The organism is Marinomonas sp. 15G6-16, assembly GCF_055809555.1.
In genome coordinates this window covers 2,042,268-2,055,824 of sequence record NZ_CM147916.1, presented here as the reverse complement: position 1 = coordinate 2,055,824, position 13,557 = coordinate 2,042,268, and the positions used below count along the sequence as shown (strand labels likewise).

13 protein-coding genes are annotated in these 13,557 nt (G+C 41.6%); 3 read left to right on the top strand and 10 right to left on the bottom strand.

All coding sequences use genetic code 11. The features are described from left to right. Positions 1 to 20 precede the first annotated feature (20 nt). Positions 21 to 674 (top strand): DNA-J related domain-containing protein, encoded by a 654-nt coding sequence (locus AC0L46_RS09885; RefSeq protein WP_473503249.1) that lies wholly within the window; start codon positions 21 to 23, stop codon positions 672 to 674. A gap of 160 nt (positions 675 to 834) precedes the next feature. Next, a complete protein-coding gene (gene mltA, locus AC0L46_RS09880; protein ID WP_473503247.1) occupies positions 835 to 2,034 on the top strand; it encodes a murein transglycosylase A in 1,200 nt (399 codons plus the stop codon). Positions 2,035 to 2,111: 77 nt separating this feature from the next. On the opposite strand, the gene AC0L46_RS09875 is transcribed toward mltA, so the two are convergent. The 9 genes from AC0L46_RS09875 to AC0L46_RS09835 form a co-directional block, all read right to left on the bottom strand. Next, the gene (locus tag AC0L46_RS09875) at positions 2,112 to 2,984 is read right to left on the bottom strand and encodes an energy transducer TonB (RefSeq protein WP_473503245.1); all 873 of its coding nucleotides are present in this window, start codon (positions 2,982 to 2,984) and stop codon (positions 2,112 to 2,114) included. Then, positions 2,981 to 3,412 (bottom strand): ExbD/TolR family protein, encoded by a 432-nt coding sequence (locus tag AC0L46_RS09870; RefSeq protein ID WP_473503243.1) that lies wholly within the window; start codon positions 3,410 to 3,412, stop codon positions 2,981 to 2,983. The genes AC0L46_RS09875 and AC0L46_RS09870 overlap by 4 nt, the downstream gene beginning before the upstream one ends. Beyond that, entirely contained in the window at positions 3,409 to 3,831 is a 423-nt protein-coding gene (locus tag AC0L46_RS09865; RefSeq protein WP_414681658.1) for an ExbD/TolR family protein, read from the bottom strand. Before AC0L46_RS09865 ends, AC0L46_RS09870 begins: the two co-directional genes overlap by 4 nt. Then, the gene (locus tag AC0L46_RS09860; protein ID WP_473503241.1) at positions 3,821 to 4,498 is read right to left on the bottom strand and encodes a MotA/TolQ/ExbB proton channel family protein; all 678 of its coding nucleotides are present in this window, start codon (positions 4,496 to 4,498) and stop codon (positions 3,821 to 3,823) included. Before AC0L46_RS09860 ends, AC0L46_RS09865 begins: the two co-directional genes overlap by 11 nt. 181 nt (positions 4,499 to 4,679) lie before the next feature. Next, positions 4,680 to 6,239 (bottom strand): type 2 periplasmic-binding domain-containing protein, encoded by a 1,560-nt coding sequence (locus AC0L46_RS09855; RefSeq protein ID WP_473503239.1) that lies wholly within the window; start codon positions 6,237 to 6,239, stop codon positions 4,680 to 4,682. Between the two features lie 43 nt (positions 6,240 to 6,282). Beyond that, a complete protein-coding gene (locus AC0L46_RS09850; protein WP_414681655.1) occupies positions 6,283 to 7,164 on the bottom strand; it encodes a carbohydrate ABC transporter permease in 882 nt (293 codons plus the stop codon). Between the two features lie 11 nt (positions 7,165 to 7,175). Next, entirely contained in the window at positions 7,176 to 8,132 is a 957-nt protein-coding gene (locus tag AC0L46_RS09845; RefSeq protein ID WP_473503237.1) for an ABC transporter permease, read from the bottom strand. A gap of 13 nt (positions 8,133 to 8,145) precedes the next feature. Further along, positions 8,146 to 9,249 (bottom strand): ABC transporter ATP-binding protein, encoded by a 1,104-nt coding sequence (locus AC0L46_RS09840; protein WP_414681653.1) that lies wholly within the window; start codon positions 9,247 to 9,249, stop codon positions 8,146 to 8,148. Positions 9,250 to 10,128: 879 nt separating this feature from the next. Next, positions 10,129 to 11,454, bottom strand: a complete 1,326-nt coding sequence (locus AC0L46_RS09835; protein ID WP_473503235.1) for an MATE family efflux transporter — start codon at positions 11,452 to 11,454, stop codon at positions 10,129 to 10,131. 264 nt (positions 11,455 to 11,718) lie between these two features. Here AC0L46_RS09835 and AC0L46_RS09830 point away from each other — a divergent pair, with 264 nt between their 5' ends. Next, a complete protein-coding gene (locus tag AC0L46_RS09830; RefSeq protein ID WP_473503233.1) occupies positions 11,719 to 13,293 on the top strand; it encodes a cation:proton antiporter domain-containing protein in 1,575 nt (524 codons plus the stop codon). A gap of 53 nt (positions 13,294 to 13,346) precedes the next feature. Here AC0L46_RS09830 and AC0L46_RS09825 read toward each other — a convergent pair whose 3' ends face one another. After that, complete coding sequence (locus AC0L46_RS09825; protein WP_317005327.1) at positions 13,347 to 13,523, bottom strand: DUF6435 family protein; 177 nt, start codon at positions 13,521 to 13,523, stop codon at positions 13,347 to 13,349. Positions 13,524 to 13,557: the final 34 nt, after the last annotated feature.

Sequence of the window (13,557 nt, the reverse complement as noted above, 5' to 3'; positions counted from 1 at the left end):
CTATTTCGAATCAATAAAAGATGACGGGTAACTTTGACCCTTTTCTGTTTCATCACATACACTGTATTAAACATACCAGCATAAGAGTGAGATATGAAAAACCCTTTAGTCGGACCGATTTTGGCTATTTTGAAAAAAGCCCGAACGGAATTAGCGAGTTTGACATTCTAAAAGCACTAAAGGATCTCTTACCTGCTTTTAGCCAACTTGCTGATGATAGCAACCTGCAGTTGTTCCGACAGCACTTTCTCATTATGAACGCCTTATACCAACTGCAAACCAGTTTATGGCAAGAAGAAAACCTTGTTCTTGATATTACCGCCACACGCATCACTTTGTTTAGCGCCTCCCAAGTAAAGCTTTCTGGTAGTACTCATCTCAGTGACAGTGTCGATGCCAAACTAGCGGCTTATTATCTCGATTGGGATGAATACGAAAAAACAGATGCGGATGAAGTATCCCGTCTACTCAATAGTTTTTTCAAAGGCATTAGTTTGACAGGAAATGATAGAGATTCGGCTTTGAAAACCCTAGAGATCGACGCAGAAAATCCAACGAAAGCAGACATTAAACAACAGTACCGAAAGCTGACTCAGCAACATCACCCAGATCGAGGTGGTGATCAAGACCGTTTTATCGACTTACGTCAGGCTTATGAATACCTCATGTATTAAAGTGTAAAACACGCCCTCTGTATATTGCTTTCCCTTTGAGAAATACCCAAGATGAACCTGATGCTTTCTTTGCTGTCAGATTAGTTATGCTGTTTGATTTTATAGATTTTTTCGATTCGCATCGTCGACTTATTTTCATTTTTTATAATAACGAGCCTTTATGAATGTCACCTCTGTACTACAAATATTTCGCTCTAAAGAATCCTCTTCCCATTCAAAAAACACACTCTACCAGAATCTATTTCGTCCATTTTGCATCGTCTCTTTCAGTACCTTTTTAATCAGTTGCAGTGTTTCTGAAATTGATAAATCCAATGACTTCGAAAACAATGGACGCGACATCACAGGACTAAAGCGAGACACCTTGTATTTACAAGAAAGTCTTCCGCCAGGGTTGCCTTACCCAGACGCTGAATTCCGATACGGCCTACAACAGCAAATCACTTATCTAAACCGAATTTCTGACAAACAATATGAGCTTGATAACACACAAACCTCAACCGAAGAACTAAGGACTGTTGCCAATGAACTCCAAGATTGGCTGGATAATCCAACAAGGCAACCAAAGCTAGTAGCACATCAATTAGCCGGACAAGATGACCGAGGCAACGTTCAAATCACTGGTTATTACGTGCCTATTTTGCCCGTTCGCCATTTGCCCGATGAAGAATTTCGTTATCCCTTATATCGAAAACCAACCCAAAGAGACGAAAATGGCAACTTCCCTTCACGGGAAGAAATCGACTTTGAAAGTGCATTAGCAGGGCAAGGTTTAGAAATTGCCTACACATCAGATCTTGTCGATAATTTCTTTTTGCATGTGCAAGGCTCAGGTGTGGTTGAGTACGAAAATGGTGAACAAAAGCTTCTTTCTTGGGGCGGTGTAAATGGCCACCCTTATCGTAGTATTGGAAAGGAATTAATCGAGCAAGGCGAGATAGATCGAGCCGACATCTCCGCTCAAAGTATCCGCCAGTGGCTAGCAGACAACCCAGACCGCATGAGAGACATTCTTTCGTCTAACCCAAGCTATTTATTTTTCAGTGAAGGACCTCGAAACCCTGTTGGCGCGGCAAATGTACCACTCACGCCATTGTATTCTGCCGCGGTTGATCCAAGTGTCATTCCTCTAGGCTCTATCTTATTAGCCCAAGTTCCCAAACTGGATTCCTATGGAAACCTAATCGGTCATGAATTTCGTCTCTTGTTAGCTCAAGACAAAGGCGGTGCGATTAAAGGCGCGGGACATATTGATTGGTATCAAGGCATTGGAGAAGAAGCGCATTTCCATGCAGGGCAGCTTAAACACTTTGGTAAGGTGTGGTTGTTATTACCGCAAAACACCACTACAGCACGCTAATATTAAAAACAAAAATGCCAAGCTTGTATCACTCAAGCTTGGCATTTTTAGAGACGTAGAATCTACAGATTTGTGTATTAGAGGTCGCTTAACTTAAAGGATACAGGCAAGTTAATACGTAACTCACTTTCCGTCATGCCTTCTTCAAACTTAGGTAAAGGCGTAGACTTTTTGATCATATCCAAAACCGCTTTGTCCAAACGCTTATAACCTGAGCTTTCTAATATTTTCACATCAGAAACCGAACCATCTGCGTGTGCCACAAAAGATAAGGTAACAACACCTTCTTCATTACGACGTCTAGAGGCTCTTGGGTAACGCTTGTTATTTGCCAAGATAGATTTCAGTTTAGAGAAGTAGCTGGCTTTCGCGCCTGGGTTGCCTCCAGTTGTTACCGTATTTCCAGTACCTGTTGTAACTTTTTGATTCGCAGCAGAAGGCGGAGCTACAGGTTGTGGCGCTGCTTTTGCTACTGGCTTCTCGACTTTTTTAGGCTCTGGCTCTGGCTCTGGCTCTGGCTCTGGCTCTGGCTCAACAATAGGCTCTACTTTTTCAATTTCAATAGGCGACTCTTGCTTCACTTCAACCGGCTCAGGCTCTGGTTCAACCACAGGTTCAGGTTCTACAATTGGTTCTGGCTCAGGCTCTGGTTCAATAATAGGCTCAGGCTCGACGACTGGTTCAGGTTCCGGTTCAACAACTGGCTCTGGCTCCACAATCGGGTCTGGTTCAATAATTTCCGTCTCTTCGACTTCTTGCACTTCTTCTTGAGCAACACTCGTATCCGAAGCAACACCTAAGTCACCAACCATTCCAAGGCCGAACTCGATGCCTTGGTAACCAACATTCTCGCTGCCTTCTGGAACAGAATAAAAGGCAGCATAAAATGCGCCCGCATGAACAGAAACTGCTAGGCCGCCAGCGATAATCCAATGACGTGTCGAAATCATTCATGACCTCGCGCATGCTGTGTCGCCAAGCTGACTTTTGTCAGGCTAGCTAAACGAACTTGGTTAAAGATTGGACGAAGCTCTTCCAGTGGAATATCGCCATCCGCTTTAACTTGAACCCAGAAACCATCTTTATCAGCAGAAGCTTCAAAGGCTTCCTCTAAATAGGCTTGTACGTTTTCAACGGTTTTCAACTCATCATCAACATACAGAACGCTGTCTGCACCAACGACAATTTCAACATTCGGATCCGTCGCTGCTCGGGTGTCATTCACTGAGTTAGGAGGTATAACTGCAATAGGATCTGCTTTTTTGATTTGCCCTGCGACCATGAAAAAGACCAACATCAAGAACACGACGTTGATTAAAGGCACCATGTTGTCATCGTTGCTCGCCGCTCTCGCTGCGTACTTTTGACCTATCTTCATTGTGCCTCCGGCATAGAAAAGGCGTTAGCAATCGAGACATTTTCAGCACCATTCAATTTTAAACGGTCTGCCAAGTTCATCAGGGTTTGGAGTGTGACACCTTCTTCCGCTTTGATAACAAAAGTTCCTTCATTGTAATCTGCGATGAGCGTTTGGAAATATGTTTGATCCGCAAGGTTCACTGCGCGATCTTCAACCCACACTTGACCATCATTCTGCTTTAACGTCAGGATGATGTTTTCTTTCTCTTCTGCTGGTTTTTCATCCGCAGAAGGAACAGATAAAGGTGTGTCTACGATGCGCCAAGGAACAAAGCTTGAGGTCAACATAAAGAACAACAATAGAATGAACACCACATCAATAAGTGGTGTCAGGCTGATCGCATTCTTGCGTTTGGGTTGAGATAGATTAAGCGGCATGCAGCATCTCTTTTGCTGCTTTTTCAACAAGTTCTTTGGCTTCTTTGCTCGTAAAAACCTGAGTCACTGCGTCATTCATATTATGAGCAATACGTTCTACTTTTCGCTCAAGCCAGCTTTGCAATGTCACGACAGGAATCGCAACAGCCAAACCAACCGCTGTGGTTAAAAGAGCCTGCCAAATACCACCAGACAATACCGAAGGATCCACTTGACTGCCTGCGCCTTCCATTTGTTGGAACGCGGTAATCATACCCAATACGGTACCAAGCAAACCCAATAATGGACTCAAGGTGGCGATAATTTCTAATGGGCGAAGGAAAGAGCGAAACTGGCTAAGTTGATTCATCGCACGACGTTCAACTTCTTCACGAATCAATTCAACGTTGCTTTTTGCTTCTAATACAGAACGCATTGAGTAGCCAACAAGTGCATCAATTGGACGTTTTTCATCTAATTTTTGTAGGGATTCTTCACGAGCGCCATTACGCCAATCATCCAACGCAAGTTGCGAGGTTTTCAAGCTTTCTGCGCGTAGCGATGAGAACTGCCATAATTTCAAGAGTACAATGGTTAAGGCAACAACAGAAAAAACCATTAGTATCCATACAACTGGGCCACCTACTTGCAAAAAATCAATTATTTTTTGCTGTACTGAATCTTCCACAACTCTCTCCAAAATAATAAAAAACAGTTCACAAATGATATTCATTATCAGAAAGATTTTCAATGGATATTTAATTAGTTCATTATTTAGCAAAAGATATGAAAACTTAATTTGGATATAAAAATTCAGACATAAAAAAAGCGCCTCACGATGGAGACGCTTTTTAATTTCTTACCTGTTATTACTTATATTGACGATCATAAGCAGATTGATAAGCTTTCAGTACTTTGTCGTAGCCTAGTTTCTTAATACGTGCGATGTAGTCATCCCACTCTTCATCAACATCGGCACTGCCTAGAATCCAACGCTGTTGCGCTTCTAACATGTAAGTTAGGATGCCTGGCCAGTACTTGTCATACACTAGACGCTCTGCAACCGTCATAGAAACACCGTTGAATTGCTCAATGATGTAATTATTGTCGGTATAAAGCTCAATGCCTTTGGCAGCGATTTCATTCGTCCATTGCCATTCGTAGTTGTAATCCTGGCGGAAGCCGATTGGAATCTGCGCACCAACACTCCACATTTGAGAGTTAACAGGTTGAGAATCTGTTAATACTTCTTGTGTATAAGTTGGCTTGCCATCAACCATATTCCAGTGAACGCCTTCTACACCAAAGTTGGCAATGTTGCGGCCTTTTTCAGTGAAGATGAAGTCCATGTATTTGATACTAGCAATCGGATCTTTGTTTGAATAAGTCAACGCCCAGCCATCCGGTTTAACCGTTGTACGGCCGTTTTCTTCCATTCTCACACCAGACGGTGACGCAGGTGGCGCCATTGGAATCCAATCAAAGCCTGGAATGGTTTCTTTCAAGCTGTCGTTGTAGCCTGCTGTGCTCGCAAACCAGTCATGAGTCATACCGCCAAGGTTGTTACCTAATAGGTATTCCCTAGCTTTAGAACCACGAGTAAATACTTCTTTATCGATCAGACCTTCTTTGTACCATTTCGCTAGGTTACGAATACCTGTGCGGTAAGTCTCATCGACGTAACCGTGTTTCACTTTGTCGTGATCTTCAATGTAGAACTGGTGGTAGCTGTCTGTACCTGTTGTACGAGCATCCCAAAGCGTAACCATGCGAATCATTTCTTCCCAATGACGGAAGAAAGCAGGCACTTCATCTTGCTTGCCGTTGCCATTTGGATCTCGGTCACGGAACGCTTTTAACACTTCATACAACTCATCAACGGTTTCTGGTTGCTCAAGACCTAATTTATCCAACCAATCTTGACGAATATAGTACGCTCGAGCCGCCTGACCATCAGGGAAATAAGCCATGTGGTAAATGTTTCCATCTGGCGCGGTAATGGCTTTCTTAATATCAGGGTTCTTTTCAAAATACGCTTTGATATTTGGCGCGTAGTTATCGATCAGGTCATTTAAAGGTAAAAATGCGCCTTCCATACCGTATTGGATAAAGCTGTCTTTCAGACTGTTACCGCCAACGATGTCAGGCAAGTTGCCGGAAACCAACATTAGGTTGAACAACTCTTGGCTATTCGTACCAATCTTAGACGCCACGCCTTTCAGACGAACACCCGTATACTTCTCGTATTCTTTCGCGACAGGCCAGTTTTCGTCCCATGCATACTTGTTACGGAAGTGCATGTGAATAGTCAGTTCTAGCGGCTTATCTGTCACTTTATATTTGTCATCATCACCTGCAGCAACAGATGCTCCTGACGTCGCAGCTAAAGCTAGCGCGATTGCAGTAGACGGTAGTATTTTATTTATCATTTTTTTCTCCATTTATTATATTTATATTTTGAAAAAACAAACCTTACTCTTTAACCCCACCCATCATGATACCTTTGTTGAAATGCTTCTGAAGGTATGGATAAACCAGAAGAACTGGAATGATGGAAACCACAATAATCGCAGCAACAATTGTTTCAAAAGAATAACTACTTGATAACAAAGTACTAGCGAATTCATCGTCCATGTTAGCTTCGATAATGATACGTTTTAAATATACCTGTAGAGGAATTTTGTCTTCCTCACGAAGCAAAATCATGGCCCAAAAATATCCATTCCAACGAGCAACAATACAAAATAGTGCAACGGTCACAATGGCTGGTTTTGAAAGTGGAATAAATACTTTCCACAGCAAACTAAAATCACCTGCACCATCCATTCTTGCTGCTTCTTCAAAAGATTTAGGAATCGCTTCAAAGAAGTTTCTTAAAAGAATGATATTAAATGCCGTACAAGCAAACGCAATTAATATACCGAATCTTGAATCTAATAAATCTAAATCTCTTAAGTTCAAGAAGAAAGGAATCATTCCGGCGTTGAACCACATAGTAAAAGCGATGAAGAAGTTAAAATATCTTCTGCCTACTAATTGAGGTCGGGATAACGCATAAGATCCAGGAATAATAATCGCTAAACTCACCAATGTACCGAAGATGGTATAGAAGAAAGTGTTCGCATAAGACTTCCAAAAAACCACATCGCTCAATACTTTATCGTAGGCAGCAAAGGTAATATCTTTCGGGAAAAAAACCACTTGACCAGACGACACAGCAAAGCCAGAACTAATCGAAGCAGCAGCAATGTAAATAAATGGGTAAAGCGTACTAAGTACAAATAATGCAATAAGGAACATATTGGCATAGCCAAAAATCTTATCGCCTCGTGAATATAAATTAAAATCTGACATTTATTTTACCCCTACCACAAAGAAGACGATGAGTATTTACGGCTTAACCAGTTCGCTGCATATACCATTACGAAAGCAACAACAGCGTTAAATAAGCCAGCAGCAGTTGCAACATCATATTGGCTGCCCTGTAAACCTACTCGATAGATATAGGTACTAATGACATCTGCCGTTTCAAAAGTGGATGGTTGGTACAAAAGAATAATATATTCGAAACCTACCTCAACCATGTTACCTATTTTAATAATAAGCATGATCAAGATGGTTGGTAGAATAGTTGGCAAGGTAATCTTGTACATCATTTGAAAACGTGTCGCGCCATCTACTTTTGCTGATTCATATAAAGATGGGTTAACACTTGCAATGGCTGCAAGATAAACAATGGAGTCAAAACCAGCTTCTTTCCATATATTACTTCCGATGAAAATCGCTCGGAAATATTCAGGGTTTGTTAAGAAATAGATCTTATCAAAACCTAAAGCATCCAATGTCAGGTTAACAATACCTGTTGTTGGAGATAGGAAGCTAATGACCAAACCTGCCACGATAACCACAGAGATAAAGTGAGGCAAATAAGCGATAGTCTGAGCTACTCGTTTGAATACGAAATGGTGAATTTCGTTAAACATCAAAGCGAGCATAATCGGAATAGGAAAACCGAAGATTAGCCCATAAAAACTAATCACGAACGTATTTTGGATTGCTCGCAAAAAGTTTTCGTCTTCAAACAGGGTGTAAAAGTGTTCAAAGCCTACCCAGCTACTGCCCGATATTCCACGGAACAAACTGAAGTCTTTAAACGCTATTTGTAACCCCCCCATTGGGACGTATAAAAACACGATAAACCAAATAACCATTGGCGCCAGCAACACGTATACTTGCCAATCTGCTTTTATTTTTCCTAATAAAGCAGCGAGAGGGCTCATCGAAGAGGACGCTCCCTGCTTGTTAGTATCTAATTTATTCATATTGAACCTATTATTAGTATATTGAGTTTTCTGTTACGCCATCGAAAATGTGTAAGTAATCTAAATTCAGAAATATCTCTGAGCTTTCGCTCATTTCATCAATAGATGTATTACGACTATCCGTTTTAACAACAGCATCTTGTCCATCAAGCTTGATATGAAGCAAAGCTTCAGCGCCTAGTGGCTCAACAAGATCAACATGACAACTAATACGTTCAAAATTGTTTAATCCATTACTGCTTAGGTACATATCTTCTGGACGAATACCTAAATAAACTTTCTGACCTTCTGTAAAGGTGCAACCTTCTCGTGCTGGTACAGGTACTTTGGTATCTTTTAGCTTAATAAAGAAGCCTGCTTCCTCTTGTACCATTACACCTTTAATTAGGTTCATCGGTGGACTACCCATAAAGCTAGCAACAAAGGTATTTACAGGTTTAGTAAATACTTCCATTGGCGAACCAATTTGCTCAATCTTACCGTCACGCATAATCACGATACGATCAGCAAGCGTCATCGCTTCTACTTGGTCATGGGTTACATAAACTGTTGTCACACCTAAACGCTTGTGCAAACGCTTAATTTCAGCACGCATTTGAGTACGCAGTTTTGCATCAAGGTTAGATAGTGGCTCGTCAAACAAGAACACTTCTGGTTTACGAACAATAGCTCGCCCCATAGCAACACGTTGGCGTTGACCACCAGACAAGTCAGCTGGGCGGCGCTCTAAATATTGATCCAGACCAAGAATAGAAGACGCCTCTTTCACGGAAGCTTCTACTTCTTCTTTGTTCGCTTTTCTTAGTTTCAAGCCAAATGAAATGTTGTCGTACACGTTTAAGTGTGGATACAAGGCATAGTTTTGGAAAACCATGGCTACGTCACGATCTTTCGGAGCAACGTTATTCACAACACGACCCGCGACACCTACTTCACCATCAGAAATACCTTCTAGGCCAGCGATCATTCTCAATGTTGTCGATTTACCACAACCAGATGGGCCAACCAAAACGATAAATTCTTTTTTCTCTATGGCAAGGTCGATACCTTTAACAACCTCAACGTCACCATAGCGCTTGTAGACTTTATTAAGAGTTACATTAGGATTTGAAGACATACTTTTTTAAACAACCTTTTTTTGTTTTTGTTAAATATTGGAGTGTTTTCTATTGTCACTGAATACATTAAGCCATCAGCGGCAGGTGAAACTAAGAGCTACCAAAGCTCCGCACAGAACAAGGCTGCACAGGTAAACTTAGAGGTAACTTAAAAGTATTAAGAGATAAGGCACTGACCATTCCAGCCTCTTTGCGCAAAGCAAAAAGCACCAAAAAATGAGAAAGTGAAAATAAGGAAAATACGTGCAAAGCAGACGAGATACGACCTGTTGCACAAGACTGTTTCATTGAAAAACAATCTCGGAAAGAGATAGGAGTGATGACGTGTTTATTCATTTTATTTATTATTTTTATCATATTAGCACCTTTTTCAGCCTTACCATTTCATGAAAATGAAGATACGGAAAAGCCCAAATTTAGGTTGTTTATAGTTATTTGTCTTACAATATACACTCAATTTAAATATTGAGTACAGCCTTTTTTTCAATGAAATGAAAATTATTCCGTTCCTCAAAGTGCTATATCAATACAATTAATATGCAGACATCTAACTCGAACAGCCTAGTGTAAAAAAGTGTAATAGACGCGCTTTTTCTTCCTCCATAATCAGATTCTGTCTCTCTAATCACTGCCAATAAAAGCAAACTCTTGTTTTGTATGACAAATATAGAAAGGCTCAGAATAGAAAATAATTCGATACATAGACTCACCTCGTATTTTTGCTACGAGCACTAGGAAGGGGGTTTATATACTGTTACAAAAGAAGCGACCTTTGCAGACCGCTTAATAAGAGTGGGGGAAAGAAAATCAGAGATCAAAGAACTGAGAAATCAATCAAAAGCCCGTTTTATATAAGTAAATCCAATATACATTTTCCCTTAATCGTTCTTTTCAAGCTTCTCTATAATGCGTTGATACATCCACCAAGCACATATTCCTGCTAGCAAGTTCCCGACTAACACGCCAATAAAAAGCCCTTTTAAGCCTGCCAATTCTGCTCCTATCCACAAACAAGGGATAAAGAAAGCAAATAAACGCAGTGCAGAAATAGTCAGCGCAGAGTACGAACGCCCCAAGGCATTTGATACAGACACCATCAGCATGCAAACACCTAGCGCGCCTAAACTAATCGGCACCAGCATTAAATGCCAATTTAGGATATCTGATACGGCTTTATCACTCGCCATTAAGTGAGATAAAAAGCCAGACGCCAAAAGTGTTCCAATCGCAACAAGAAACTGAAAGACCAGTATGAAACGGCAAGCAAGCGATACGAGCTGACGAATGTCTTTTATTTCCTTCGCGCCAAGAAGTCGCCCAACCATAGGAGGCATAGACATAGTAAGCGCTAACACCACAACTATCGAAAAAAATTCAAACCTTGACCCTAACGCCCAAGCAGCTACCGCTGCCGTACCAAAACCAGCAATCAGTTTGGTCGCAAGCATAGAGGAAACCGGCGGCAACAATTGGCTTATCATCGCAGGTCCCATAATATGACCGATCGATAGCAGGCTCTCCTTTACGTTCAAATCTTCCCAGTCAAAGGTCACCCAGTCTCTTCGTTTTACAAGAGGAGCCACAACCAAAACGCCAACACTAAATGCGACCGTAGTCGCCATTGCTGCGCCATTCAAACCAAGGCCAAGCGTAAAAATAAAAATTGGATCGAGCAGTAAATTCAACACACTGGTCAGCACCATCATAATGCCGGGCAACAAGGTGTTTCCATTAGCTCGACACAAGCTGTAATAGAAGTAAATGAAGGCCCCAACCCAAGCGCTCAATAACCAATGAGGCCAATAAGACTCAACCACTGGAAACACAGCCTCAGGCGCACTTAACAAAAGTAAAATAGGCTCACGCAAAAGCCAAATCAGCACACAAAATAATGCGATACCAACACCGCCAATCATGAGAACTAATCCGCCCAACTGCCTACTATAGCGAATATTCCCAGCACCAAGCGCTCGCGCAATGATTGCCGTTGTGGCAATCCCCAAACCTACTTGCAACCCAATCACCACCATTTGAATGGGCAAAGTAAAGCCTTGAGCAGCAAGTGGAAGAACGCCTAACTGACCAATAAAAGCACTATCGACTAACTGAAAACTCATCAGAGACAAAATGCCAAAAAGCATTGGCCAAGTCATGCAAAATAGTTGCTTCCCTAAAGAAGCAGATGAAGACACTTGGGAGGACATAAAAAACTCTAACGATAAAAATTAGTGGTAATTTTACCCTATTTGAAAAGGCTTGGATAAATAAAGTCTATTTCAATCTGGTTAAGAGAGAGTGTCAGCCTAAATGATAGCTGTGTGTATTGCAGCAGAGAAAAAATACAATCTGAGCTGCAATTAAGTAGCGCTATAAGATATTGAAATAACAAGATAACAAGCTGCACGGCTTGAGTAAATTTCGTATGATAATCTTTCCCCTTGGCCACCTCATTGATTTAGAAGGACAGCATGGAATTTACTTGGATTTTATTTGCGTTTGTCTGCGGCTTAGCAGTCAAAATGATCAATCTGCCACCGCTCATCGGTTTTCTATTAGCTGGCTTCTTACTGAATTATCTGGGGTTCGAAGCAAGCAGCACCCTAGATTCTCTTGCGAATATAGGCATTACCTTAATGCTCTTCAGCATTGGCTTAAAATTACACGTCAAAGACCTACTCAAACGAGAAGTCTGGGCTTCAACCCTGACTCATATGAGTGTTTGGACTCTGCTTTTTGGCGGCATCGCACTCACTCTCGGCACACTGAGCTTGCCTTACTTCGGTATTTTGGATGTTACCTCCGCAGCCTTAATCGGTTTTGCTTTGAGTTTTTCCAGTACCGTTTGTGTGATGAAACTGCTGGAAGAAAGTGGTGAATTAAAAACTCGTCATGGGCAATTATCTCTTGGCATATTAGTTATGCAGGACATAGTTGCGGTGATTTTCCTCGTCGCAGCAACAGGTAAAATCCCTTCTATTTGGGCTCTCGGTTTATTCGGTTTGCTACTGGTTCGTCCACTTATTAATAAAGTGGTCGATCGCGTTGGGCATGGGGAAATGCTGCCTTTAACTGGAATATTTCTCGCTCTAGGTGGCTACGAGCTATTTTATCTAGTTGGCGTCAAAGGCGATTTAGGCGCACTGATTTTTGGTATTCTTTTAGCGTCTCATCCAAAATCATCAGAAATGAATAAGTCATTAATGAACTTCAAAGACTTATTTCTAATTGGCTTCTTTCTTTCGATCGGCTTTACCGCTCTGCCCACGCTCGAAATGATTGGCATGAGCTTAATTATTACGCTTGTTATTTTAGCAAAGTTCGCCCTTTTCTTCTTCCTATTAACCAAGTTCAAGCTTCGCGGTAGGACGTCTTTTTTGTCCGCTCTAATCCTTTCCAACTACAGTGAGTTTGGCCTTATTGTCGTGGCGCTGAGCGTTGCCAACGGTTGGTTAGAAAAAGAATGGTTGGTGATTTTAGCACTTGGCGTCTCTTTCTCCTTTGTGATTACCAGCGTGATTTATCGCCAGTCTCACAAGCTATATCGACAAAATAAAGAAAGTATTCGTCAATTTGAAAGCCCACAATGCTTACCTGAAGATGTCTTTACTCAACCAAAAGACGCGGAAGTATTAATTGTCGGTTTAGGTCGAGTTGGGCGAGGCGCGTTTGAATCAATCAAAAGCATCATCGGCAATAACCTTGCGGGAATGGATGCTGACAGAAGCCGAATCAAGCTAATGCAAGAAGCAGGAGAAAACGTCTTTTATGGTGATGGTGAAGATGCCGACCTTTGGGAGCGCTTAGACACAAACGGCATACGACTCATTATGTTGGCTTTGCCAATTGCAGAGGACAGCACCAACATTGCGATACAACTGCGTAAAGCCAACTATCAAGGCCATATCGCTGCGATTGCACGCTATCAGGATGAACGAGAAACCTTGTTGGCCTCAGGTATCGACAATGTTTTCAACTTCTACACAGAAGCAGGTACAGGTTTCGCGGAAGAAAGTTTGACTCTCATCCGACCTGCAAGCGCATAAACTCTTCTTAAAAATACGACATTCAACCGTATTTTGAAGGCAAAGCTATCAGACTAATTATTTGATAGCTTTGCCTCATCTATTTTAGCTTTCACAGCTTCCGCTTGTTCCGTTAACTCTGAATAGCCTTTTATGTCACCGCTACGTTGAGCTTGCATGGCTTTCTCCAATAACGCACCGTATTCTTTATCGAGTTTCTTGATCGGATCGGATTTCAAAAAGTTGAACATATTTAGCCTGCTTTCATGAGTGAGTACTGTTTAT